General features: G+C 39.5%; 26 protein-coding genes. 11 read left to right on the forward strand and 15 right to left on the reverse strand.

Annotated elements, in window-relative coordinates:
- Nucleotides 1–40: 40 nt before the first annotated feature.
- Genes ACSZLD_RS05540 through ACSZLD_RS05550 form a run of 3 tightly spaced genes read right to left on the reverse strand, consistent with a single transcriptional unit; the run spans nt 41 to nt 1,827 of the window.
- Entirely contained in the window at nt 41–661 is a 621-nt protein-coding gene (locus ACSZLD_RS05540; RefSeq protein ID WP_444684514.1) for a GNAT family N-acetyltransferase, read from the reverse strand.
- Nucleotides 600–1,199, reverse strand: coding sequence for a hypothetical protein (locus ACSZLD_RS05545; RefSeq protein WP_444684515.1), 600 nt, complete (start codon nt 1,197–1,199; stop codon nt 600–602). The genes ACSZLD_RS05540 and ACSZLD_RS05545 overlap by 62 nt, the downstream gene beginning before the upstream one ends.
- A gap of 49 nt (nt 1,200–1,248) precedes the next feature.
- Nucleotides 1,249–1,827 carry a TetR/AcrR family transcriptional regulator gene (locus ACSZLD_RS05550; protein WP_444684516.1) on the reverse strand — a complete coding sequence of 193 codons (579 nt, stop codon included), beginning with the start codon at nt 1,825–1,827 and terminating at the stop codon, nt 1,249–1,251.
- A gap of 675 nt (nt 1,828–2,502) precedes the next feature.
- Here ACSZLD_RS05550 and ACSZLD_RS05555 point away from each other — a divergent pair.
- On the forward strand, nt 2,503–3,555 hold the full coding sequence (locus ACSZLD_RS05555; protein ID WP_444684517.1) for a homocysteine S-methyltransferase family protein: 1,053 nt from the start codon (nt 2,503–2,505) through the stop codon (nt 3,553–3,555).
- Nucleotides 3,556–3,769: 214 nt separating this feature from the next.
- Nucleotides 3,770–4,153 carry a hypothetical protein gene (locus ACSZLD_RS05560; RefSeq protein WP_444684518.1) on the forward strand — a complete coding sequence of 128 codons (384 nt, stop codon included), beginning with the start codon at nt 3,770–3,772 and terminating at the stop codon, nt 4,151–4,153.
- Between the two features lie 258 nt (nt 4,154–4,411).
- On the opposite strand, the gene ACSZLD_RS05565 is transcribed toward ACSZLD_RS05560, so the two are convergent.
- Both ACSZLD_RS05565 and ACSZLD_RS05570 read right to left on the reverse strand, forming a co-directional pair.
- On the reverse strand, nt 4,412–4,582 hold the full coding sequence (locus ACSZLD_RS05565; RefSeq protein ID WP_444684519.1) for a hypothetical protein: 171 nt from the start codon (nt 4,580–4,582) through the stop codon (nt 4,412–4,414).
- Nucleotides 4,583–4,810: 228 nt separating this feature from the next.
- On the reverse strand, nt 4,811–5,428 hold the full coding sequence (locus tag ACSZLD_RS05570; protein WP_444684520.1) for a hypothetical protein: 618 nt from the start codon (nt 5,426–5,428) through the stop codon (nt 4,811–4,813).
- Nucleotides 5,429–5,858: 430 nt separating this feature from the next.
- Here ACSZLD_RS05570 and ACSZLD_RS05575 point away from each other — a divergent pair, with 430 nt between their 5' ends.
- The gene (locus tag ACSZLD_RS05575; protein WP_444684521.1) at nt 5,859–6,164 is read left to right on the forward strand and encodes a GrpB family protein; all 306 of its coding nucleotides are present in this window, start codon (nt 5,859–5,861) and stop codon (nt 6,162–6,164) included.
- A 301-nt stretch (nt 6,165–6,465) separates the two neighbouring features.
- Here ACSZLD_RS05575 and ACSZLD_RS05580 read toward each other — a convergent pair whose 3' ends face one another.
- The gene (locus ACSZLD_RS05580) at nt 6,466–7,410 is read right to left on the reverse strand and encodes a DUF4349 domain-containing protein (protein ID WP_444684522.1); all 945 of its coding nucleotides are present in this window, start codon (nt 7,408–7,410) and stop codon (nt 6,466–6,468) included.
- A 371-nt stretch (nt 7,411–7,781) separates the two neighbouring features.
- On the opposite strand from ACSZLD_RS05580, the gene ACSZLD_RS05585 reads away from it, so the two are divergent.
- Both ACSZLD_RS05585 and ACSZLD_RS05590 read left to right on the forward strand, forming a co-directional pair.
- Nucleotides 7,782–8,675 carry a hypothetical protein gene (locus ACSZLD_RS05585; protein WP_444684523.1) on the forward strand — a complete coding sequence of 298 codons (894 nt, stop codon included), beginning with the start codon at nt 7,782–7,784 and terminating at the stop codon, nt 8,673–8,675.
- A gap of 303 nt (nt 8,676–8,978) precedes the next feature.
- The gene (locus tag ACSZLD_RS05590) at nt 8,979–9,707 is read left to right on the forward strand and encodes a hypothetical protein (RefSeq protein ID WP_444684524.1); all 729 of its coding nucleotides are present in this window, start codon (nt 8,979–8,981) and stop codon (nt 9,705–9,707) included.
- 405 nt (nt 9,708–10,112) lie between these two features.
- Here the strand turns inward: ACSZLD_RS05590 and ACSZLD_RS05595 are convergent, their stop codons facing one another.
- The 3 genes from ACSZLD_RS05595 to ACSZLD_RS05605 form a co-directional block, all read right to left on the reverse strand.
- Nucleotides 10,113–10,292 carry a hypothetical protein gene (locus ACSZLD_RS05595; protein ID WP_444684525.1) on the reverse strand — a complete coding sequence of 60 codons (180 nt, stop codon included), beginning with the start codon at nt 10,290–10,292 and terminating at the stop codon, nt 10,113–10,115.
- Between the two features lie 431 nt (nt 10,293–10,723).
- Entirely contained in the window at nt 10,724–11,383 is a 660-nt protein-coding gene (locus ACSZLD_RS05600; RefSeq protein WP_444684526.1) for a hypothetical protein, read from the reverse strand.
- Nucleotides 11,346–11,861 carry a hypothetical protein gene (locus tag ACSZLD_RS05605; protein WP_444684527.1) on the reverse strand — a complete coding sequence of 172 codons (516 nt, stop codon included), beginning with the start codon at nt 11,859–11,861 and terminating at the stop codon, nt 11,346–11,348. The genes ACSZLD_RS05600 and ACSZLD_RS05605 overlap by 38 nt, the downstream gene beginning before the upstream one ends.
- A 492-nt stretch (nt 11,862–12,353) precedes the next feature.
- Here ACSZLD_RS05605 and ACSZLD_RS05610 point away from each other — a divergent pair, with 492 nt between their 5' ends.
- Nucleotides 12,354–12,992: a recombinase family protein gene (locus ACSZLD_RS05610; RefSeq protein WP_444684528.1), complete on the forward strand. Its 639-nt coding sequence runs from the start codon at nt 12,354–12,356 to the stop codon at nt 12,990–12,992.
- Between the two features lie 398 nt (nt 12,993–13,390).
- Here ACSZLD_RS05610 and ACSZLD_RS05615 read toward each other — a convergent pair whose 3' ends face one another.
- From ACSZLD_RS05615 to ACSZLD_RS05630, 4 genes are all read right to left on the reverse strand, one after another.
- Entirely contained in the window at nt 13,391–13,759 is a 369-nt protein-coding gene (locus ACSZLD_RS05615) for a hypothetical protein (RefSeq protein ID WP_444684529.1), read from the reverse strand.
- A gap of 177 nt (nt 13,760–13,936) precedes the next feature.
- On the reverse strand, nt 13,937–14,686 hold the full coding sequence (locus tag ACSZLD_RS05620; RefSeq protein WP_444684530.1) for an Asp-tRNA(Asn)/Glu-tRNA(Gln) amidotransferase subunit GatC: 750 nt from the start codon (nt 14,684–14,686) through the stop codon (nt 13,937–13,939).
- 646 nt (nt 14,687–15,332) lie between these two features.
- Nucleotides 15,333–16,283, reverse strand: coding sequence for an alpha/beta hydrolase (locus tag ACSZLD_RS05625; protein WP_444684531.1), 951 nt, complete (start codon nt 16,281–16,283; stop codon nt 15,333–15,335).
- Nucleotides 16,284–16,593: 310 nt separating this feature from the next.
- Nucleotides 16,594–16,899, reverse strand: coding sequence for a hypothetical protein (locus ACSZLD_RS05630; RefSeq protein ID WP_444684532.1), 306 nt, complete (start codon nt 16,897–16,899; stop codon nt 16,594–16,596).
- Between the two features lie 1,449 nt (nt 16,900–18,348).
- Here ACSZLD_RS05630 and ACSZLD_RS05635 point away from each other — a divergent pair.
- The 3 genes from ACSZLD_RS05635 to ACSZLD_RS05645 all read left to right on the forward strand — a co-directional run bounded on the left by ACSZLD_RS05635 (nt 18,349) and on the right by ACSZLD_RS05645 (nt 21,650).
- Nucleotides 18,349–19,755: a hemolysin family protein gene (locus ACSZLD_RS05635; RefSeq protein ID WP_444684533.1), complete on the forward strand. Its 1,407-nt coding sequence runs from the start codon at nt 18,349–18,351 to the stop codon at nt 19,753–19,755.
- Entirely contained in the window at nt 19,748–20,776 is a 1,029-nt protein-coding gene (locus tag ACSZLD_RS05640) for a CNNM domain-containing protein (RefSeq protein ID WP_444684534.1), read from the forward strand. The genes ACSZLD_RS05635 and ACSZLD_RS05640 overlap by 8 nt, the downstream gene beginning before the upstream one ends.
- 565 nt (nt 20,777–21,341) lie before the next feature.
- A complete protein-coding gene (locus ACSZLD_RS05645; RefSeq protein ID WP_444684535.1) occupies nt 21,342–21,650 on the forward strand; it encodes a P-II family nitrogen regulator in 309 nt (102 codons plus the stop codon).
- A gap of 98 nt (nt 21,651–21,748) precedes the next feature.
- Here ACSZLD_RS05645 and ACSZLD_RS05650 read toward each other — a convergent pair whose 3' ends face one another.
- Nucleotides 21,749–21,898: a hypothetical protein gene (locus tag ACSZLD_RS05650; RefSeq protein ID WP_444684536.1), complete on the reverse strand. Its 150-nt coding sequence runs from the start codon at nt 21,896–21,898 to the stop codon at nt 21,749–21,751.
- 160 nt (nt 21,899–22,058) lie between these two features.
- Here ACSZLD_RS05650 and ACSZLD_RS05655 point away from each other — a divergent pair, with 160 nt between their 5' ends.
- Entirely contained in the window at nt 22,059–22,622 is a 564-nt protein-coding gene (locus ACSZLD_RS05655; RefSeq protein ID WP_444684537.1) for a tyrosine-type recombinase/integrase, read from the forward strand.
- Between the two features lie 21 nt (nt 22,623–22,643).
- Nucleotides 22,644–24,128, forward strand: coding sequence for a potassium/proton antiporter (locus ACSZLD_RS05660; RefSeq protein WP_444684538.1), 1,485 nt, complete (start codon nt 22,644–22,646; stop codon nt 24,126–24,128).
- A gap of 83 nt (nt 24,129–24,211) precedes the next feature.
- Here the strand turns inward: ACSZLD_RS05660 and ACSZLD_RS05665 are convergent, their stop codons facing one another.
- A complete protein-coding gene (locus ACSZLD_RS05665) occupies nt 24,212–24,751 on the reverse strand; it encodes a phosphatase PAP2 family protein (protein ID WP_444684539.1) in 540 nt (179 codons plus the stop codon).
- Nucleotides 24,752–24,891 lie beyond the last annotated feature (140 nt).

The raw sequence follows: 24,891 nt of genomic DNA on the forward strand, positions 1-24,891 counted from the left end.
TTCAGTCCTCCTTCGTATTATTCGATACGCCTAAGAGCGTTTATTTGTTTCCCCGCCTGATGCCGTTACGTTCATTTCTCATCTTCTCTGGCGGCTTCGTCATGCAGTACATCGTCACATCGCCGAGCTTCCCAGAGCCGGTCAACGTAAAGCCAAGCCGTCTGTAGATTTCCACGTTCTGTTCGTTCTCCGTATCGAGCGCAATAGGATATGGGCCGGATGCTGCTAATTCGTCCACCGCCTGCAGCACACGCTTTCCGACTCCCTTGCCTCTGAGCGATGCGGCGACGCCGATCATCGTGATGTAGTAATGAGGTTCAGTTGGCAGGTGCTGCTTTTGAATGCGCTCATACTGCTGTGCAATCGGCAGGATTCGCCCAGGTAAACGAACGCCCAGCTTCATCATTTCAACAAGCAGCCTGAGGCGATTCATTACTGAAATCCGCCTTAAAGGTGCCGGCTTTTCCACAATAGCAGCAAAGCTAGGAACCGCCTCATCATCTGTCAGCAGCACACCGTCCAGCAGCTCGTTTCTTTTGATCAAAAACGCAATCATCGCGGTCGCCTTTGTGTCCCATTCCTCGTCCTTAAACATCAGCTTAAAAAAGGGATCCTCTCGAAATGCTTGAGCTAATAACTGAACGACTGGCTCGTGTTTCATAAGCTGCCTCCTTCGTAAATGAAATGGAAAAACTGATCAGCACTTTGCACACGTACAGCAGAAAAATCCCCGCTGCTAACGGAGCGATTCCGCTGAACGCAATCAGCATAAAGCCAATGCCTGCGAGTGCAAACGCCACAAGCGGCTGTTCCTGCTGCTCGCGCATTACGTTCAACAGCACAGCGCAGGCTGTCGTAAACGCCCAGAGGCCAATGCCGATCATAAGCGGCAGTTCAAGTGCCCAGGCGAGGATGATTGGCTGCACGTGAATCGCAATAAACACCCAGCGGCGTCTGGCCGAGCCTCCGTAAAAGCGGTCGGTTCCCGGTGTGACATTCGCCACGACACCACCGGCAATATCGATAAGGAGCACGAAAAGCACGAGCTGTTTCACGAAGGCCAGCTGGCTCCATGTTACATAGCCAAAAACGCCTGCCAAGAGCACGATTGTACCCGTAAACAGCATGATCACGAGCAGTGCCGTTTTAGACTGAACCTCGCCGAGAATCTCATGAAAAAAAGCCGGGATCCTTATCACGTGGCACCTCTATCCGACCGATCAAACGGTCTTTTTTTATCCGAACCGTTTACAGCAGCTGAAGCCAGCCCTTCACGTGCAGCGACCAGATTTCCTGCCAATCCTTCCGATCCGGTTCGAGCAAATAATGAATGCCGTAGCCGTCAAGCGTCACGACAATCATTTCTGCAACCTGATTCAGCTGCCGCTCCGGCTGCTGGCTGAAGAAGCGAAGCTGTCTGGCCACAGCGTCTATCATCTCTTCGTTGGATTGAAGCAGCACGTCGCGGTATTCAGGTGTGTACAGAGCCGCGTTCACATAGTGGAGCAGCGTCGTATAGGCAAGTGCTTCCTCGGTGGACGATCGAAAGATTTCTGCCCCTAATGCGTACAGGTACTCTTCCGCACTTTCATGCACCTGCGCCACCTCTTCCGACAGGTTTCTCGTAATCATGAGAAGCAGCTCCTGCAGCAGTTCATCAACGGAGCGAAAGTGGTGAAACACGCTGCTTTTACTAATCCCGGATGCGTCGGCCACTTTCTTGGCACTCACCCCCTGCAGTCCCTCAGTTGCCACAATCGCCATCGCAGTATCCAGAATACGCCTCTTCGTTTCACTTCCTTTTACCATACGTAAATCGTCGCGCATCAAAGCCCTCCTTCATCGTTACGCTCAGTATATAATTAACCGTCCGACCGGTCAATCAGTTTATTAAAAGAATCGCGTCTTCAATTCTGCTGATGCACGAAATTTCGTCATTATCCAGTCTAAAGTACTCCTGCGATTGATTTACAGAATTGAATCTTTGATATGTCGGTTTTTCTTTCACTATCACATTCTTCCTGCTAGAAAGCAGATTAGTTATTCGTATAAAAAGGAATTCATCCTAAGGCTGCATCCTGCCGCTTCTTCAGGTGGGCCATCGAGCAAGAGAACGATTGGGGGAGGGTTGCATGCGTTTTGCAGGTGTGTTGTTTATTATGATCGCAGCAGTTGGCTGGGGTTTGAGCGGTGGAATCGGGAACATTTTAATGGACCGGGTAAAAATCCAATCGTTATTTCCTTCTATCGGGGCGCGATCGGACTCGTCTTTTTCATCGTCTGGTTATTCGCAAGTGCTTCACCAAAAAAAGCAGCCAAAGCAGCCTCCATGTTTAGGCACCAGTTTTCTTTAGGATAGGACATTACAACACAACGAATATTCTGTCACCTTTCTTGACAATCCGATAAGTGCGTTGTAAAGTGCGGGATATCCCATTTGCACGATCAGGTATATGGAGATCATTACGATCATGGAATGAATATAGAAATGAGGGAATGCACATGGCGAAGCGAAGCTTGGAACAGCGGCTGCAGGACGGAACCGTCGTAGCCGGAGAAGGATATTTATTTGAACTGGAGCGAAGAGGTTATCTGCAGGCCGGCTCATTCGTGCCGGAGGTCGCACTGGAGAATCCAGAGGCACTGAAGCAGACGTACCGCGACTTTATGAACGCCGGATCAGACGTCGTTCTCGCGTTTACGTACAACGCCCACCGGGAGAAAATGCGGATTATCGGCAAGGAGGATGTGCTGGAACCTCTCAATCGGCAGGCGATCCGCCTTGCAAAAGAAGTCGCCAAGGAGCATCCGACAGAAGAGGCGCTCGTTGCCGGAAACATTTCCAACACGAACATCTTTGACCCGAATGATCAGGAATCCGTTGATAAAGTGCGGAGCATGTTCGCCGAAATGATCGGCTGGTGCAAAGAAGAAGGCGTCGACTATGTGAACGGCGAAACGTTTTACTACCACGGAGAAGCCGTCGTCGCGCTCGAGGAAATTCAAAAGCAGGGTCTTCCGGCCGTGATTACGATGGGTCTCATGGGAGAAAACATCCTGCGTGACGGGTACACGGTTGAGGAATCGTGCCGCATGCTTTCCGAAAAAGGTGCGCTCGTCGTAGGTATGAACTGCTTCCGCGGACCAAATACGATGCAGCCGTATCTCGAGAAGATCCGCAGCGAGGTTGACGGATATGTTGCCGGTCTGCCGGTGCCGTACCGCACGACCGAGGAGCACCCGACGTTTTTCAACCTGCCGGACGGCGGCTGCAGCTGCCACCTGCCGACGGAAACCACCTTTCCGACGTCGCTCGATCCGCTTTACCACAACCGCTACGAAATTGCGGCCTGGGCGAAGGAAGCCAAGGATCTCGGCATCAACTATATCGGCCTGTGCTGCGGTGCTTCACCTGCGATGCTTCGTGAAGTGGCAGAAGCCGCAGGCCAGGAAGCGATTAACTCCAAGTATTCCCCGGACATGGAGAAGCACTTCCTCTTCGGGAAAGACGAAACGCTTAACAAACAGAACCTGGACTACCGCAATAAAGCATAACGAAAACCACCAGTCTTCCGAGAGATTCGGGAGGCTGATTTTTTGATAGGCCCTACTAGTCCAAGCTGAAGGAGCTTGGACTTAAAAGATACGCAGTTATAATGAATGGAAAAGCCGTCGACTAATCCCCTCACCTGCCTACAGCGTTCGTTTCTTTTCCATTTACAACTTTCACTCTAGCTGGATAATTAGTGAAAAAATGGGAACTTACTTTGTGATTGATGCGTATAGAAATAGAGATAAACAATCATACAAACAAACAAACAAAACGACTGAAACTGAGGTGATGGACATGCTCGGCTACTTGATTCGAATGGTTTCCACGATGGCGGTTGGCGCCTTGATATTAACTGGCGTATGGTACATGACGGACTTTGCCTGGCAAAATATCATGTTTGTCGGCGGCTCCATCATGGCGTTAATCTGCATCGGAGGAGGTAACGGTGCCATGATGGCAGGCAGCGCGGTTCACTCCATGTCCACTGTAGACGATATTAAAACCCAAAAACGCGATTACCCGGCAGCACTCAACCCCTACTTCGTCGGCATGGTGTTACTCACACTTAGCGTCATCCCATTAGATATGTATTTTCGTTGAGTGAAGATTGAAATCTCTTGAATAACGCAAACATTATCCAGGTGCTTTACAGGTGCTGCTGGATGAAGGTTCGTATAAGTGTGTCCTAATTTGATTGTCCTGCTGCCTAGTGGTTGGATGAGGTAAATTCTCAGGGAAGCGCAGATAAAAGCAGTATATCTCTTACCGAAAACAGCAGCACCGTCCGGTTAATGAACGGGGCTGCTTCCATTTTTAATTCTGATTAACCTGCTTCTTCTTTTTCTTGCGACGAGCAGCCTAGTACATCACGCCTGCAATCAATGCAAGCGGGACGAGCACCGGTGATAATCCTATAAGAAAAACAGTCACTCCGGAGAAAGCCGAAAGCAGGAAGTTGACCGTCGTCATAAACAGGCTCTGCGCTCGCTCAAACGTATTCAGCGATTCCTGGTCCTGTATCTGAAGCATCCAGAACTTGGACACCAAGGAATTTTAAATAGAAGCACGCGCCTAATTGGTGCGTGCTTCTTTCGGGAGTTGGATCAAATATAATATTGAGAGCATTTTCCCGGAAAGCGATTTTGAAGACATAAGCAGCTGACTGCGGCTTATTCAGAATTCATTACTTTTTCGAAAGCCTGGTCCCGACCGCCTGCTGGATCACTCAACATTACATAAAGACGTCTCTTGAGAGTCCTATATAATATTAGCCACGAAAAAAATCAGTCCCGCCGGAATTACGAGGGAAGTAATGACCGCATAAATGATGGTGACAGTTTTATGGTGCTTTCCCACATAGTAATGGACGAGAGAAACGGATAATGTGATATAGATTATCACGGCACCAAGCATTAACAGGATACCGAACTGGTGCAAATACGGCTGGAATGTATCCATCAATGAGTAAAAGTAAAGACCGGCCGCATACAGTATGAATGTAGGTATTAGGATGGCTGAATAGTCACTGAACATTTTGGCAAAGATTTTTGAGCTGCGGCCCCACTTATGATTGATGCCGCTGAATACATAAAAATGCACGACCATGACGGGAGCGAGAAACAGAAAGGAAAAGAGGCCTAAATAGACCACAAGAAGTCCCATGCCGGCATATTGATTTTGTGCGCTTCCATCATACATCAGCGGCAGGTACAGAATATAAGCGGCAAAAACTACAGTGGCCGCTAAACAAAGTAGCAGCAGGACATTCTTCCAGGCAGATATATACATATCACTGCTCATAATTTTGTGCGGCTGTACCGCTGCCCGTTTAAAAAATGAACCAATGCTTACAGAATTGCTTTCTTCTGTACTCATCCCCATCACCTCTTCGCAGTATATCTATTTATTTTCAGATACATTTCCAGTGCCGGATCCACTGATTTATGAGAATAAGTCGTGTTCATCCATCATCGGTCCGTGATGCTTTTTTAGTACTCAGGAAAATCCGTATCGATAATTAAATATTTTCAATATATCCACCTAGACATGCGTATCGTCAGACACCTGAAACTATCGGTCTCTAAAAAGATGTACGATTCCCTTATCTGACATACCTAATAGACGCTGCCAACTTGTGTATGATGACTTGATACATGCACAACCTGATGCCCATTATATAGAAAATCATGGAATTTACAACGGCACTAACCTATAGTTTTATGTAAATTAATCCTTTTATTAAAAGATTAAATTAAAAAAAGGGAGATTAATGTGGAGACTCATGTGAGCTTAACAGCCTATCAACATGAATGGATTCATTCATTTGAACGAGAAAAGGGCACAAAAAAAGGTTTTAAGAGACAAGGCCCTATTCATCAAACATGTTGGGAGTACGTCGATCTCCGGCATGAAGGCCAAGCCGATCATTGATATACTAGCCGTCGTCCAGGAATTGGCTGATTTAGACCAGACTACGATGAATCGTTTACAAATAAATGGATATGAACATGTTCCTAAAGATGTATGGCAGGAACGATTGTTTTTCCGAAAAGGTCCATGGGGAAACGGCAGTCACCACCTGCACTTTCTGAAAGCAAACGATGCTGAATAGAAACATTTGATTCTGTTCAAAGAATTTCTTAATGAACACTCCTTCTATGCAGATGAATACAGGCAACTAAAAGAACAGCTGGCCGTAAATAATGAGCGCTCGGACTATTCAAAAATGAAAGGGTCCAGTCACTTATCGTGTGCTGCTGGATGAAGATTCGTACAGGTGTCTCCTGATTTGAATTTACTGCTGCGAAGTGGTCGGATGAGGTAAATTCTCAAGGAAGCGCAGATAAATGCAGCAAATCCCTTACCGGAAAACAGCACCCCCGTCCGGTTAATGAACGGGGCTGCTTCCATTCTTATTCCTGATTGACCTGCTTCTTCTTTTTCGTGCGACGGGAAGCCCAGTACATCACGCCTGCAATCAATGCAAGCGGGACGAGCACCGGTGATAATCCGATAAGGAAGACAGTCACGCCAGAGAAAGCCGAAAGCAGGAAGTTGACGGTCGTCATAAACAGGCTCTGCGCTCGCTCAAACGTATTCAGCGATTCCTGGTCCTGTAGCTGGTCCACGTGCACTGCACGTTCCTGTATCTGAATCGTCACCGTCGAGTAGGCAACTTGATTTTCCAGATAGTTCATTCTGCCGGTCACGCGTTCGATTTCACTTTGCACCTCGTCCAAATCCTGAGAAATGGCAAGCAGATCCTCCGTCGTATCCGCATCTTCCAGAAAGCTCAGCAGCCGCTCCTCCACCGCTTCCTGGGCACGAAGTTCGGATTCCAGATCGACGTACTCTTCGGATACATCATTGCCGCTCGTGGAACGTTCTAGTACTGTCGCACTTGCAGACTCCAGCTCCTGCAAAAACGGATGGAAATCCTCCTGCGGAATCCGGACCACCATGCGGCCGCTACGCTCTTCGTTTTCTCCCGCCTGCTGCACATTGGACTCGACTACATATCCGCCTCTGGCATCGACCTGCTCCTGAATAGTTGCCTGCATCGTGTCAAAATCATTCACTTCGACGGAAATCTCTCCATTATAAATCACCATCTGTCCCGTCTGATCAGCAGTCGGCGCTTCCTCGATCTCCGGAAACGCTTCCTGGTCCGCGTCCTCATCTGCCGGGGCATTCGCTGCTTCTTCGTTGGAGTCCACAAGACCGCCGCCATTATCCCCAGCCTCTTCGGTATTCCGATTATCAGAAGCCTGATTATCATCCACCTGATTCATGCACGCACCCAGAATGACCAGCACCGCTGTCATAAGAAGGAAAAACACAAGCCTTTTTCTTCGCAAAAGAAAAACCCCCATTCTGTGTCTTCTTACCTTGTTAGTCATGAAAACAACAGGGTAAGTTACAAAAAATGGAGGTGAGTCTTAGTGAGCTATGTAAACGCTAAATTAGAAAGTAATTAAAAACAATTAATAGAGAGCAGCATTCCATTAGATATGTATTTGCGTATAGAAATTGATGAAACAGCAAAAGTTAAATGAATAATTTGATAAAAACCAGCCGCTTTTAAAGCGCAGCTGGTTTGAGATTCGCATAAGTGGGATTATGTTAAGCAAATAGTAGATTATCGTCAAGAAAAGGGGATTGCAAATTCACAAATACCTAACGATTTACCTTATAATAGATCATATATCAAATTAGGAGATGAAGATTTTTGTTAAATAAAATTGAAGCAAAAAAATTAGCCGCTTTCATTCAAGTAATCGACGAAGTTTGCAGAGAAGATTTGAATAAGGGAGATATTAATAATGAAAGAGATTATGTCTCCCATTTCATGGCATATTTAAGAAGACCATATGGAATAGCTAAATTAGGCCATCCTTCGATTGCTAGAGCGATTACGCTTCCGTCTAGACAAGAACGACTTTTCGGAGCAGATGGGTTAATAGTATTTAGAAAAGGAAACGAATCAAAGCAAATGCTATTTGAGGCAAAATATTGCAAACCTAAACAAAATAATCCATGGGATTACACTCTAAAATCAAAGTCAAAAAAAGTCTCGCATTTCACGGATCAGTTAGACCGTCAACGACAATGGCGACGTCTATTTTCTATATGGGAAATGTTTCAAAATGATTATCCGAATGGAGATCTTAATAGTTATAATTTTGTTCAGTATGGATCAACTTGTGTTTGGCATGAAGATGCAGATACTTTCGCTAATAAAGATATTAGACCTAACGGAAAAACTTGGACTAACAATAGAATAAAACCATTACTTCAACAAAAAGCAAAGAGTATAAATCACATAATGTATGAGACTTTAAGATGTAAGAAGGGAGAAAAATTATCTGTGCAAATGGAAGAGAATGAAACAAGTGAATACATAAATGTTTTTTCAGATAAAGAGATAAAAATTAAGATACCTCTCCCCCAGTTTGAAGAATTGCTAAATGATAGAAACTCCAGTAAATCCACAATAGGTAATTTCATGAAAAAAACTGGAATTGTAAGATATATCTATTTTGACATTACTAACGAGTCTTTAAACTATATGGAGAAGATAACTCAAATGGCCAATGACAGAATATCACGAAGCAAATTATAATTAAAAAGCTGATAAGATAATTATATATATGTATTAGTTTGTCAAATTCCCATGGAAGATTCATTTCATTAACAAACTTCTATTCCGGATTGTTCAAGTAAATGGCGAGGCGATTTGAAAACGGTGAACTTGATCAATATAAAGAAATTGATAAGAACTAATATATTTATGCTGTGATGTATAACTGGGGATATGGGGGGGATATGTTGAATAAGAAACATCACTGCTTACTGATTCAGAACATAAAAAAAGTAAATAGAACATTTATTCATGAAAAGGAAGATCAATAAAGGAGTGGATTTGATGGAGATGCCTGAGAAAGTTTATAAATTTATGAAGCCAAAATATTTAAATTCACTTAGAGAAACAGGAGATATAAGGGTTAATTTCCTCAAAAACTTTGAGGAAACTAACCATGGTTCTGAAATTGGAGATGATTTTGAAGGTATTACAAAATCGTCTCTATATCTTGATGAATATCAAATCATACCTAATCAAACATCTGATTTAGAAAGACGTATATTGGCTGCTCATGGAATAAGTGTAGATTCTACATCTTCTGTTTCTATATCTAATACTACTTTAGAAACTACCTTTATAGACACCAATTATTTTGTGTATTGTGTTTGTTTAGAAAATAGTAAAGATGTGCGAACTCATTTTGGAAATGGCCTTCAAGAAATTTTCGATTTCAAAAGTTTTATAAAAGGATTAACAGCTTTGCTGGAACAAAAATCAATATTTATTCAGGATATGGGACCGTGCGTTTATTTGCCAAGACGAGAGCAAAATTTTGATACTTCTAATTTATCAAACAAAGGAAAAAATTTCGTTTTGCACAAACCTTACTTTGTTAAGGACGAAAGATATTCATATCAAAAAGAGTATAGAGTTCTTTGGAAATATGTTCCGGATAAAGAAATTGAAGATCCTTTGATGATTCAGGATTTAAAAAATTTAGAAAAATATTATAAAACAAAAATTGTACCTGTTCATAAGAAACAAAATAAGAAAAATAGAAATAGAAGATAACATATCTGCCCACGGTAATCGCAAGGAGGGGGCCAGACTGAGAATTAAGGTGTGGCCAGATGGCTACGCACCTGAGACCCTCTTGACCTGATGAAAACAAATCCTGTTTTGCTTTCTACCCACAGGTGAGGGGCAGGAAGTTTGGAAAACTGGGTTTTCGACCGTTGTCAATAACTTTATTGGAAGGACCCCACATATAGATTCATAGATTCTAATTTTTTATATAAATAACAAAAAAGGAGCAACTGCTCCTTTTTACTGTTAATTCAATCTATTATACTTCCCTCTATTTTTCTTATAGGTTAAGTTATCACTTTCATAAAAATCTATGATTAAATCTATCACTGCTCTTCCAACAGAATAAATTTTGACCAGTTCTTCTTTTGGATACAAGTTGCATGTCACTTACCCATCAGTCATTAAGTTTATACCATTCAAGAACGCATACTCGAAACCAGAATTATCTTCTCTAATAATGCACTCAAGATCAAAGGTTTCCTTCTTGAAATTTTCGTCTAATGATAATGTTCCTACAATATAATCCCCTTCTTTTTGTATACTTTCGATTTCAACGTTTATTTTCACGGCTGTTTCTCTCCCTAGGTAATTTAATTTCAAAAGTTATAATTCTATGAATACAGTCATCCTTCAGAGCCATGCAGGACAAAAAGGAGACCAGGAGAAGGACAAATTCAAAGCACCCTTCCTATAATATTGGATTATGTTAATCACTATAGAATAATTAATTTCTATTTTTTGCAAATTAACGGTAGTGTCAATAAGTTTGTGTAACTTAATTAGAGTATCACTCGGTAAGTAGTAGGAAGGGGCTTGACTGAAGGGAACATAAGCCCTCTCCTATTCCAAGTGATCCCTTCAGATTATTGAAACTACCCCAGTGTTCTAATTAAATAAACATTTGATCGGTGACTTTTAGAAAAGTAATAAATCTTCATTTAAGAAAATTTATAATCGTCATACCAACTTTTATCCCACCCTTTGTCATCACAAAGGTATCATAACTGTTCTTCATCTATTACACCTTCTCTTGTTATCGTTTCATGAATGGTCTTATTTACTATCAACCCGTTATTTATATCCAACGCAAGGTGTTTATAAGCACTACTACTCCTAATATGAGAAAACTCAGCTGTCCGAAAATCTAGTGTTTCTCCAGTAAGTTCATCTCTAATTATATTATATTGTTTCATTCTTTTATTTTTCAATTTTTTCTTTTCCTCTTTCCAATTTTCTTCATGCTCTCCTCTTATTACTCTTGCTTTATCTGAGTCTCTGATCGAACGCAAACATTCCTCAGAAAACTTTAGATATTCGCCCCTCTTTTTCAATCCAGAGTTTTCTATTTCCTTCCAAATATGTCCTGTCACTTCGAATACACGAACATAAGTTAACCCCTTTAAAATTATTTTATTTTCATCCTTGAAACGTTCTAAATAATAGGCTGACATTATTTTATTTGTTCGTAACACTACGTGCAAAGATTCTTCAGATACCCACACCTGACCTTGTTGATCCACATAGACATGAGTATCCATAGCATTTGTAATTTCTGTTAAGGTTCTATCTGCTAGATCTTTTGATACTCTTGGCTTTTCATAAGGAATATAATTTTGCCAATCAGGATGAGGAATCAATTGACTTTCTTTTTCTTTCATAATTTCCCATCCCTTCATATATTTTACTTAATTCTTTATAAGCTTCTTCAGCCTTTGGATGTTTACAAACATCTGGATGCAATTTTCTAGCTAAGTCCTTTCTCCAATTATTAGCATATTTGCGGTTGCGATAGTGAAAAGAAGTAACACCTAATTTATCTAACCTAGAATCCCCATCTAATTCTAATAAATAAAAAATAAGCTCATCTACTTCAGTTTTAAAATAATTTACTTCTTTTTTAATTTGACTTTGACCCTTTTGTCCCGTTGGAAGAATGTGTGCAGTTTCATCTTCTACATTATTATCTAATGTTTTAATTAAGCAGTTTAAATCATTAATCACTTCAAAAAGTTCCGTCCATCCTCTAGCTCTTATTTTGATGCTATTTCCTAATTTATAATTTAATTTCTTTTTTATTTCTTTAAACTTTCCGTACTTTTTTAGTTCTTCGATTGAATTCACATTTAATAAGTCCAAACCGAACACCTCCTATAAATTATACGATCTTTCTTAACCATCTTTTATAAACTTTCAACTATAATCTCAAAATCACTACAAGAGTTGTATATTTCTATTTTCTCATAACACACCTTCAACAGGCTTATCTTTTTTATCCATAACGTTAACTACCAAATAGTCCTGTTTGATTTTTAATTTCAAACAATACTGATGATTCATGTTCAACCTCAAACTATATTATTAGTTAAAAATAACTACATTTACTTAACAACCTAATTTTAACATTTTATTCAATCTCAAAGTTACTTATTGAAATCATGATTAAATTAACCCGTTCAAAAAAGTACACTTTTTCGAACGCTTATTTCGTATATAAATCATGACTGTTTTTACGTTCGCAAAAGCATAAAATAAATTTACGAACGTTCATGATTTCACTAATACATTTACGAACGAAATGTGGTATAATTTAACAATAATACTATGCTATAGCGAAGGTGATATAAATTTATGGAAAAAAGAAGATTTGGTTATATTCGTGTCAACAGTAAAGATCAAAATGAGAGTAGACAAATAATTTCCATGAGTGAATTAGGAATTAACGAACGAGATATTTTTATGGACAAAGCGAGTGGTAAAGATTTTGATAGAGAGCAGTACCAATTATTAAAGAGAGTACTGCGAAAAGAAGATGTGCTCTATATTCACTCGTTAGATCGTTTTGGAAGAAACAAAGAAGAAATTTTGGGAGAATGGAATGATATTACGAAAAATATCCAAGCAGATATTGTCGTTCTTGATATGCCTCTTCTAGATACCACCCAGTATAAAGACAGTATGGGAACGTTTATTGCTGATCTAGTTTTACAGATTCTTTCTTGGGTAGCCCAAGATGAGCGAGATCGCATCCGAAAAAGGCAGCGTGAAGGTATTGACGCTGCTTTGAATAATGGAAAACCTTATGGACGACCAAAAGTCGCAATTCCAGACGATTTTTGGTCCATTTATGGAAAGTGGAAGAAAGGTCAAATAACAGCTACCCGTGCGATGATGGAAACGGGCTTGAAGAAAACGACCTTCTATAAATTAGTGAAGCAAATCGAAGAGTCTAAGGTGCTTAGTGAGTCGTCTACGCAAAACACTAGATGAAACCAAGCAAACATATAAATAGGTCGTGAACAATCTAGGAGGATGAAGGGGTTTTGATTTTTTAAAAGAACTTACCATCTTAACTTTTCGTTGCACTCAAGTAATATAGTCTGATTAGCCTCATGTACTTTGAAGTAAATATTTGCTTCATAATTTCTGGTTCAACCTTATTAACCTATATTCCCGCAACACATAACTAGATTCAACTTGCGAATTGAGGATAGTTAAGGCAACATTTCTAATAAACTGAAATTGAAAAGAAGTCTAATACAAGGAAAATGAGCGAGAGAAAATGATTTCCATTTTCTCTCGCTCATTTAGTCGATCCTTGATAAGAGTGAGGATTCTCATACGAAAAGAAACTAATTTCTAGTGATTTTAATGAATAGGAAGAAAAATTAATTTTCGGAAAGGTCGTCTAGATAAGAGAAAAACTCCTCTTCATCATTGGTTTTGAAAATCAAACTACTATTATCAAAAATGAAATATTCAGGCACTCCAGATGCTTCCAGTTCGGAAAAATATACTTCATCCGGATTTTCCACTTCATCTGTTTGATAATTAGTAACGTGTCTATACTCTGGAGCACTTAATTTGCTCATTAACTCTCGAACCTCGTCTTCATCATTTACAATAGAGTAAGCTGCGTATTCACCATCATTTTCAGGTAGCAGATCTTGATATGAGGAATTCTCATTACTGTCATTTAAACTTGAACAAGCAGATAATATAAAAACAGTTAAGAATAACAACAATGTATGTTGCATATTTTTCAACTCCTAAAGTGTATAATTGTAGTAGATTACACACTTTAACTATACTATCAATTATTGGATTATACAATTTCTTGTGAGCCTAAAATCATCAAATATTGAAAGAATACTACTATGCAAAACAGAGACTATATACGAGCATAATATCTCTCTTAAACAATCTGTTTTTTATTAATTGGGTCTTACTGTAGTTCTAAAACCACTACTTACTATCCGCTGATTGTAGTAAATGTCGCCTGTTACCCTTGATATAGGGTTTGCTGTCTCTGCTTCGATATAATCGTCTCCACAGATATAATCTGCATAATGAATAGAGCTATTTGATGACCAAGAAACAGTACCTATATCTCTTTCGTCCAAACAAGTAGTATAATTACCAGCGTCATTTCTTCCGGCACTTTCTGTATAAACATCTGCGTTTCTTACAGAAAATGCGGCTGTTGATCTATCCCAACTGCTTGAATAATAGTTTAAATTAATTCTATCATAACCGTTTGAATATCTTTCATACCATTCTAGGTAGTGGTTTTGCGTTATACTTTCACCATAATCGTAGTAAGTATCTCCTGCTGTTCTGCTTTTCAATGATCCTGATAAAAGAGTAGCATTTAAAGTTACTTCATTTCCGTCCTCATCTGTGGTTTCTCCAATAGTAGTGCTTGCTGATTGAGGTTGCGACATAATAAGGCCAGATTCTTCGGCTTCATCTGAAGTCATATTCATTTCCATCTCTAAATCAAATGGATTTGTTTCTAGTGAATCTACTTCGCCATTATCTATTTCTTCCTTCAAATCAGAAATTATTGTCTCCCGTTCTTCATCGGTTACGGATAAGTCGTCTTGCGTATCTGCATTTACATTATATGTAAATCCTATAAATATAATAAAGAAAAATAATTTGAACTTGATAATATACTTCATATATTCACATCCCCTTAATCAAATTTATTACTATTCTCTAAAAAGAATAGCAAAACACTTTTAAATCCCTTGCCACCTTCTAAACACTTCACTACAACGGCCTCAACGTCATTTAACAACCTACGTCTAAATTCTTTTGATTGTTTCGCACTTAACTATTACTTAATCCTTCTCCATCAGATTCTAATTGCATTTTTTACCTCCGTTAGATGTATAAACCTCCTTTTTGTATTATGAATAAATTGTAAAAAATATAAATAATAAATTAAAATTTCAAATAATCCCAAAATCATTCATTTACAGTTTTTAACTCTTTGTTCCTTAACTTAACTAGTCTCATCTGCCCTATAGTACATTTTAATTAATTAAAATTTCATATTAATTAGTACAATGTAAACGTTCAATTAACTAAATGGAGGTTAGTATATTCAAGGTAATACGTAAAGTGAACATACCGGCTGTGAAATGATTTAATTTTTTCATCATATACATTATGCAGTTATTGTCATAAAACCTTCATTATAAATCCCTTAACTTGCTTGCAAGACCTACTTTTATACCAAATCAAATAAATGCAGGTTTAGGGTAAACCCTAAACCTGCATTTTTCATCTTATTGGGTGGACTTTTATTGTAAGTCTGTTATTTTAGTTATTATTTGTTAAGTATTCGATAGCATTGTTCAAGAGCCTATTGAAATTTTCCGGGTAATCATGATCTAACCCTTTTACTAGTTCAAATACATGTTGAACGTTCTTTTTTTCCAGCACTTCAATGAACTCTTTAGTACATTGAAGACAATCTTCATCTTGATCTCCACAGATAATGTACCCTTTGATTCCATTTTCAGCCAAGGTAATTAATTCATCAGCGCATTGTTCGATGTTTGGTAACCATGGTCCCACAAAAATAAAACCTTGTACTGGGATATCCCTTTTCAAAATTGTGTTTAGAATAACTCCTGTCCCAGCGGAGAAGCCCCCAAGAATGATACGATCATTATTCACATGAAAATTTTGTTTCATAGTTTCATAATGAGTATGCAACTCAATTGATCCCTTTTCTACATCATCCCAAGTATACCCACCTGAGAATTCGACCTGAGAAGACTGAGGCAATCCTAATACGAAGCCACTTGATGTAACAGTTTGCCAATTTTCCTTTGTAAACATATTGTTTTCTTGGTTCCCATGTAGGGCGATTAATAAACGATCCTTAGGTTGTCCCTCTTCTGGACATATAACTTCCAATTTCGATGCAGCATTTCTTTTCGCTTCTTCTTCTCTATTTTTACAAAGTTCAATCATGTATTGAAATTCTTCATACTTACGAAGGGATTCCAAGTCATCATCCTCCAAAAGGTAGTTATAAGAGTACCAATGACCGTTTTCAATTATCGCTTCTTTCATTATTACTAAGGCTTCATCTTCGTGTCCAGATGCAGCAGCCAATGAGTACTTAAAGTTGTAAATTTGAGCATGGTTTCCCTCGACCTCATCAGCATGTTTAGAAATATATTGATAAGCTTCCTCCACTCCATTTGTTTTATATTTTTCCAGTGTTGTGTTCAATAATTTCGTATATTTCATCTGCATCATATTTGCCTCCTAAAATATTATAAAGTTCAGTAACTCTTTTTTTAAGGCTCCTGGCATCGTCACTTGAAGCTTTTTTTGTCGCTCACGTTAATACCTCCCCGATCGTATTGGTCATAAAGATGGTAATTCAATGGTATCATACTATCATTCTGATATTTTAATACTATCGTTTTTATCTTCCTCATATTTAATATAAAGATAAGCCAGCAGAGCAAAGGACTGTTCTGCTGGCTTTTTCATGCACAATACATATTAATTAATTAAATATATATTAATTAGTTAAATACATATTTAGTTGTTTAATATATATTTATTCTTTATGCGGAGGAATATAATCATTGTCCGATTTCGTTCCTAACTGCCCGTAGTTAATGGTTTCCACATACTTATCAAAATGCTCTTTCACGATATAACAATCAGTACGAGCTTTTAAGATAAGTTCCTTCTCTAATAGTGACGTAATGCAGGCTTCTACTTCTTTTCGAGTTAAATTCATGCATTGTTGTAAATCGCCCACGGTAGCATGATTATTTCTACCTTGAAAATGAGAATAAATCACATGCCGCATTTTTCGCTCTCGATCTGAAAGCCGGTTTGCTGGTTCTTGTAACAGCATCGTATTTCCCGCCTTCCCGTGCATTTTATGCTCTTATTATAAGAACATTTGTTTGCATTTTCAACAGGTAAAAGGATGAAACCTTTCTAATGCCGGGATGCGGCTCATTTTTTCTTCTCCTTTGTCTCCCAATGGTAATCCAACCTCATAAGCCGAATAAACGGGCTGCAGAAACCGAAGGGCTGCCGATAAAACCAAGTAGGCTAAGAGGGCGTACACTTGCACAGATCGCAAGCGAACGCCCTCTAAGTCATTGGGTTTTACCGACTTCCCTAACGGTTCTTTACTGCTGTCGCACTCCCTGCCGGTCGCCATTTACACGGCTTTTCGGGTGGATTCGGGTTGTCTCACAAAGGAGGACAGAAACATAAAACAAGTAACGCTGTAAATCAGAGATACAGTAAATCCACCAAAAGGAGAGGTCTATCATGGAAAAAGTTTTTGAAATCTTAAAGATCAAGCAAGTGTTCAGAAAAGGACGAGTTTTGGAACATAGCAAGAATATGTCCGATTCATAGCTAGATAAATTCTCATGATCAAATCTTCTTTGCAGAAGGACGAAATTACATTAAATTACCGTGGGAATTTGTAGTGAAATTATTTGATGCTGTTCGTCATATTATAGTGTTCGTAAGAGGATATAAAATCAGCTAGCATTTTTCGGGTGTTTTTGATACGTTCGTACACGTACTTTTATGAACGACTAATTTATTGTAAATTTTCACATTAAGTTTCTGAAACTAAAAGATCCGCGGCATTCTTATTATCATACTGAAGAAGTATGCAAAATCCTGACACAAAAAAGTCGTCTTGTAAAAGGCAGATGATTGTTTCAATGATTCTATAAGAATGCAGTTCTCCAAACTTTCTTGTAATAAAATAGAAGTATATATCAGATATTTTGAAAAGTTTAATATTGAAATTTTTTTATTCGTAGTCTCCTTCAAGTGTCGAGCTGCGTACGATGTAAATGTATGGATAAAATCAAATAAAGAGGTATAATATGTCTATGCTCGTTCTTCCTTTTTTAAAAAAAATATTCTCTACTTACTATGAAAGGTGGAAACCAATCTATTCTTCTTAAAATAAAATAGAATTAACATATAATATAATTATTTCTCGGTGTAAACATATGAAATCACAGGTGTTATGCAATGGATTTCATCTTTTGAACATAAAATAAGCAATCCTGGTAAAAGCTTGAAAGGGGGTATGGCAATTTAAGAGAAGATAACAGGGATCCATTTTGTGTTCTTTTTTATTGCAGCCGGTTTTAAGTACTATTGAAAAAACGATATATACAAATGGAGGAAAGAGAATAATGTTCGAATCATTACAAAGAACGAGTCGGGACGACGATGACCCACCCTCGAGTAGTTATATTCTGTATAAAGTGGAGGCCGGTCATGGTAGACAGGTGCAATTGGGAAATAAAGCGGTAGACGACTTATGTTAATAGCTACGTTGACCTTACTGCTTGGTATTCTCGTCATTCTTGCTATCATTGCTGCCAATGGTTATTTCGTTGCTCAAGAGTTCGCCTACATGTCTGTCGATCGTTCGCGTCTGGGTGCATTGGCTGATGGAGGGGATATGGCAGCCAAGCGCGCATTGACCGTCACGAAACGGACGTCATTTATGCTCTCAGGCGCACAACTGGGCATTACGGTTACAGGCCTGCTTGTTGGATATGTGGCCGAACCTCTCGTAGGCCGAAGTTTAGGAATATTGCTCGGTGGAGTGGGAGTGCCTGCCGTCGTCGGTATTTCCGTCGGCACCATCCTAGCTTTAGTTCTGTCGACGATTGTACAGATGATTTTTGGAGAGTTATATCCGAAGAACCTGGCAATTGCCAATCCTGAACCAATGGCGCGGGGACTTGCCCGCTCAACGAATATATATCTGCTTGTTTTTGGGTGGTTAATTACGATTTTTGATAAATCAGCAAACGGATTGCTGCGATTATTAAAAATTGAGCCGATTCATGACATCGATACCAGTGCGAACGCAAGTGATCTTGAACACATTGTCGCAGACTCCCGCGAAAGCGGTGATTTACCAAAAGATCTTTCTATCATTATCGATCGCATCCTGGATTTCCCTCAACGTGATGTCGAGCATGCGATGATACCGCGATCACGCGCGGACACTGTCGAACCGGATATCACCATTGGGGAGGTACGGATCCTGATGGCGAAAGCACATACGCGCTATCCGGTCATCAACGAGGAGGATATCCCCGTTGGTGTCGTGCACCTTGTCGATGTCCTGGGCTCGTCACTGGCTGATAGTACCCCGGTCACTGCAATGATGCAGCAGCCTTTGGTAGTTCCTACATCGATGTCTCTTCCGGAGGCGCGAAAACAGATGCTTCATTCGCGGGAAAACCTGGCTTGTGTGATTGATGAGTATGGAGGATTTACTGGTGTGTTAACATTGGAAGATCTTGCTGAAGAAATCGTCGGAGAAATTTCGGATGAGCACGACCGTGAACTGCCGGAAGTCGTTGCATTTGAAGGAGGGGGTATCTGGCAGATGAACGGGGATGTTCATATTGATGAAGCCGAACGTGAAATCGGGTACGACTTACCTCGGGGCGACTATGAAACGCTGGCCGGCATGCTTATATCCTATTGTGATAATCTTCCCGCCGTTGACGAAATTATCCGGGTGGAGCTGCCTCAGGATCCGGGGGACCTGGTTCAGGACGAACCGGTTCGCCGCTATTTAGAAGCGCAGATCATGCAGGTAGACAGACGGGTTCCTACGTTAGTCAATTTGACATTGGAGGAATGCAAAGACGAGACTGTTTCTGCATCGATTTCCACTCAGGTGAGGAGGGGAAATCATGAGTAACCCGTGGATCATTTTGATTGTGACGATAGGAATCATCGCACTCAGCGCATTCTTTGTCATTATTGAGTTTGCCCTGCTTGGATCGCGGCGCCATCGTCTTGAAGAAGCTGCGGTTACCAGCCGCGGCGCCCGTGCTGCACTGCGTTCGGTGAATGAACTTACCGTCATGCTCGCAGGAGCACAGCTGGGAATTACGGTATGTACTTTCGCCTTAGGTGCAATAACAAAACCGGCTGTCGATGCCTGGTTTTCACCGTTATTTGCCGAGGCAGGACTTCCCTACTGGCTGGCTGATGGAACTTCTTTTTTCCTGGCCCTGCTGATTGTAACGTTCCTTCATCTTGTTGTCGGCGAAATGGCACCGAAATCATGGGCCATCTCACGCCCGGAGAATTCGGCGATTCTGATTGGCTTGCCTGCCCGCATCTTCATTTGGCCATTTCGGCCAATGTTACTGTGGGTCAACGGTATGGCCAATCGTCTCGTCAAGGCTTCAGGAGTCGAACCTGTTGAAACTGCCGCGGTTGGTGGCCAGAATGCGGCGACGATCCGCTATCTCGTAGAACATTCGGCGAAAGTCGGTGCTCTCGATTCCTCTATACGGGTCCCTATTTCAGGGGCTCTTGATTTGGAAACCTTGCGGGTTGCTGATTTACTTTCAAAAGTGGTGGCGCCAACCACAGTTTCTTCAGATGCTACAGCTTATGATGTGCAAAAGGCTACAGAACGCTCTGGTCACAAACGTATTCTTATTATGGCAGAGAATGATTCGGCACCAGGCATCATTCATGTGCGTGATACGCTGCTCGAGCTTCCAGAAAGACCTGCATGGGAACTGGCGCGCCCTTCATTTATTCTACAGTCGGATACGCTTTTACATGAGGCTCTAACAAGCATGCGGCGGTCGAGTGAACAACTGGCGGTAGTAATGAATGGTTCCCAATTCCTTGGTGTCTTTACTATTAACGACGCTTTGAACCTTGTTCTTCCCCGCATGATCCAAAATAGCGATAACACCTAACTCTTAATAATCTCGCAGCTCTTTTAAAAGAGCTGCGAGATTATTTCTTTACACCTTATTTTATTATGATAATGACACGCAAAATAAAGCTTGAAATGAATGCAAGTTATCTCTTAAAGTGACAAGTGAAGCTCTCGAAAAATGAATTGATTTTCTATATGTATTTACATTTTTAACATAGTCAAACGATTATATATTAAAAATGATTATTTCAAGATAAATATTTTATGTATAAGAGGCACTTAATGTTACCTTTTAAATTTCCAAAGGATATTTATCCCTATTGCTAAAGTTAAAATACCAACCAGAAACTAATAATAATTATATATTCAGGAACTAAAGTGATGCCTGTAAAATAATAGTATTGAATAACGAATATTCTAAGACACATAAGGCTAATTCCTAATATAATAAAAACATATCCGCTCCTTTTTTCATTCATTACAACACTTCCCTATTTCTTTTGATTATGGTGGTATATAAAGCTCTACAAACATGTTATGGTAAATTTCACGTTGGACTTATCCATTAGTCAAAAATAATATGAGTTACACAGGAGTTTTTTATGTCTAAAGATTTTTGTTTAGTAGTTACCATTGTCGACAGGAAATTAACTAGCAACATTATGAAGATGCTTGAAGATCAACATAAAATCAAAAAATCCACAATTTTCTTAGCTAGGGGACACAGCGACACGGAAGGAGAGCTTTTTGGAATGAAAATTGAACCTGAACGCGAAGGAATTCTTTCCATTATTCCTAGAGAAAAAGAGGAAGAAATTTTGAAAGCGATAGAAACAGAAGGAAAACTAAATGAACCTGGTCACGGGATCACTTTTTCGTTAGAAGTTCATAATATAAAAGGGTTTTTATGATTTATAGATTTATTCTAATATAAGTAGCAGGCAACTATAAAGTTGCCTGCTACTTTAAATAAGGAGAGATTAACAAATATGAGACTAGTTTTGTTGTCCTATTGAAAAGCAGGTATGCCAATGACAAAGTGCACTATTAAAAATACAAAAGTCATCATGCCAACGCCCCAAAATAGACCCCGCAGAGCTTCCTTCGCTCCTGCATAGTTGTAGTCATCTTCTTTTTTTCTATTGTTATTATTATTCACTTTCTACGCTCCTTAGCTTTCACTACAATTAAATTTCTACTTCATTTAATTGTAGTGAAAGCTAACTAATATGTAAACCCTTGCTTTTTATTTGTTTAATATTACATATTCGTGTATATTATTGTATAAGTAACAAAATTAGAAAGAAAGGTAAGATTCCATGGAATTCGTTGATCCAATTGTGAGTGTAAATCATATTAATCAAATGAAGCTCCATCTAAAAAAGCAGTCTTTAAGAGACTATGCGCTTTTTTCAGTCGGTATTAATACGGGCCTACGTATTTCCGACTTGTTAAACATAAAGGTAGATAATATCCAAAATCAATCAGGAGGAATTAAAGATTCTTATTCGTTACTTAAAAAGAATAATCGCATCAATTATGTTTATTTGAATAATCAGGCTCGCACAGCCATATCTTCATACATTGAGAGCGCCTCCATACACCCTCATGATTTTTTATTCAAATCTCCGAGATCCAATAGCCCTCTTTCTAGACAACAAGCTTACCGCATTATTCATCAAGCAGCTTCCGAAGTGGGTATCCCAGGAAACATAGGTACTCATACGCTTCGCAAAACATTCGGATACCACGCCTATAAAAAAGGAGTTTCTATTGCTATTATACAAAAGCTTTTTGACCATTCATCAAAGTACGAGACATACCATTATCTTGGTATAGACCCTTCGAATGACCATTTTATCAAGATAGATGTAAATTTATAGAGAGGAGAAGATGTTCTATTTATGTTCGATGAAGCGATCAATCCAAATTACGTGATTCTTATTTTTGCTCTCTTTTTTCTCGTAGGAGTAATCACTACGAAATTCAGTTCCCGTTTTGGCATACCTGCCTTGTTGCTTTTTATTGCATTGGGAATGGTTGCAGGTAGTGATGGTCTTAATTTAATTTATTTTGACAGCGCTCTATATGCACAAACTATTGGTATTTTTGCATTAGTAGTAATTCTATTTGAAGGTGGGCTTTCAACTAAATGGAATACGATCCGCCCTGTAGCAGCCCCATCTTTACTTTTAGCCACTGTAGGAGTAGTTATTACTAGCGTGATTGTTGCCATCGCCGCTACCTATATCCTAAATGTGAGTTGGTTAGAGGGAATGCTCTTCGGTGCGATTGTCGGTTCAACGGATGCTGCTGCTGTATTCGCCGCTTTAAAAGGGCAAAACATTAAAGAAAGACTTGCAGCTACGCTTGAAGCAGAATCAGGAACTAACGATCCGATGGCCATGTTTCTTACCCTCGCTTTAATTCAATTAATTATGATAGATGGCCAAACCATATTGGGGACAGTTGGAGAATTTATTCTTCAGATGGGGTTAGGTCTTTTGTTTGGGTTTCTGCTCGGCTGGATAGCGTCTATTATAATTAATCGTGTTAATTTAGATTCGGGAGGGCTATATCCTATTTTAGCTATGGGATTTGCTTTGATGACGTATGGTATTACTGCAACTTTAAATGGAAGTGGATTATTAGCTGTCTATGTAGCAGCGATAGTGATCGGAAATTCTGATCTTGTTTATCGTCACACGATTTTTCGATTCAATGAAGGTTTTGCATGGATGATGCAACTACTGATGTTCGTTATTCTTGGGCTATTAGTATTTCCCTCCCAATTATTTTCGCTGGATATTATATTAAGTGGGCTTCTCCTCTCTTTCATTTTAATTTTAATTGCTAGACCAATCGCGGTTTGGATCTCAACAATTGGATTTAATTACACATGGCAAGAAAAAACATTAATCTCCTGGGCTGGTCTTCGAGGGGCGGTACCTATTGTATTAGCAACTTTTCCTATGCTCGCTGGGGTCGAGAACGCCCAATTATTTTTTAATGTAGTTTTTTTCGTCGTCTTAACTTCCGCTTTACTACAAGGAGCTTCGATTTCTCCTTTTGCAAACATCCTAAATCTAACCGGCCCTGAAAGAGTTACTCCTTTTCACACATTAGAGCTTGTTTCTATTGGGAAAGCAAATGCGGAAATGGTGGAGTATACGGTTAATCAAAACACGGTCATAGTTGGTTGCACTTTAGCCGAGATCGAGTTCCCTTCAGAAGTGTTAATTAATGCAATAATTAGAAGTGGTGAATTGATTACTCCATCCGGCGACACCGTAATCCAAGAAATGGACATACTATATATCCTTTCTTCCAAAAAACAAAAGAAAAAGTTGATGCGTTTACTAGAAGATAGCAGATCTTCATCAAAATAAGACCGCTCCCTGCATTCCTTATCAGAACACCCTCTTGCAAGGTGTTCTGATAAGACAAAGCAGGTCGAAAACACCAAATTTTATTAGTAGATGGATCGACCCGGATAAACAGGTAACATCATTTTCATTCGAATAAGTAGCATTCCACTAAAAAATATAACGGAGATAATAATTGCAGCGATGGAGTCCGATATATAATGATAATCTAAATATACTCTGCTATAAGCTACTATAAAAACTAAAAAGACACCAATACTAATTACAAAAAATAATTTTTGAAACGTAAGAGCAAATAAATTAAGCAGGAGATATCCTATAAAAAGGACTAATAGCGTTATACGCATCGTATGACCACTGGGGAAACTATACGAAGCGACCTCAAATGTATATCCAAAAACCTCTAACATTCTTTCTTCTCCAGGTCGCTCCCGATTAAACACCAGTTTTAAAGCAAGATTTAAAACTATCCCTCCATAAATCACGAGGTTCATCCATATAAACTCTTTTCTTTTACGTTTAAGTAATAACCATATAGATAATAGTAGTGAAAATAGAATAGTAATCTCTACATCTCCGAGCACTGTAGCATTCGTTATAATAGAATCCCAATAATTGATGTTCATTAACGATGTTCCCCCCACACATATGTATAGTTTAATCTGTAGACGACTATCACATACAACGCTCTCTTATCAACTAGCCTCAACATAGCCTATCAATTAAATCTTAGGCGGATAGCATTTAAGACCAAATTTCGATTATG

Origin of the sequence: Alkalicoccus luteus (assembly GCF_052061695.1) — a bacterium.
Taxonomy (GTDB): Bacteria; Bacillota; Bacilli; order Bacillales; family Salisediminibacteriaceae; genus Alkalicoccus; species Alkalicoccus luteus.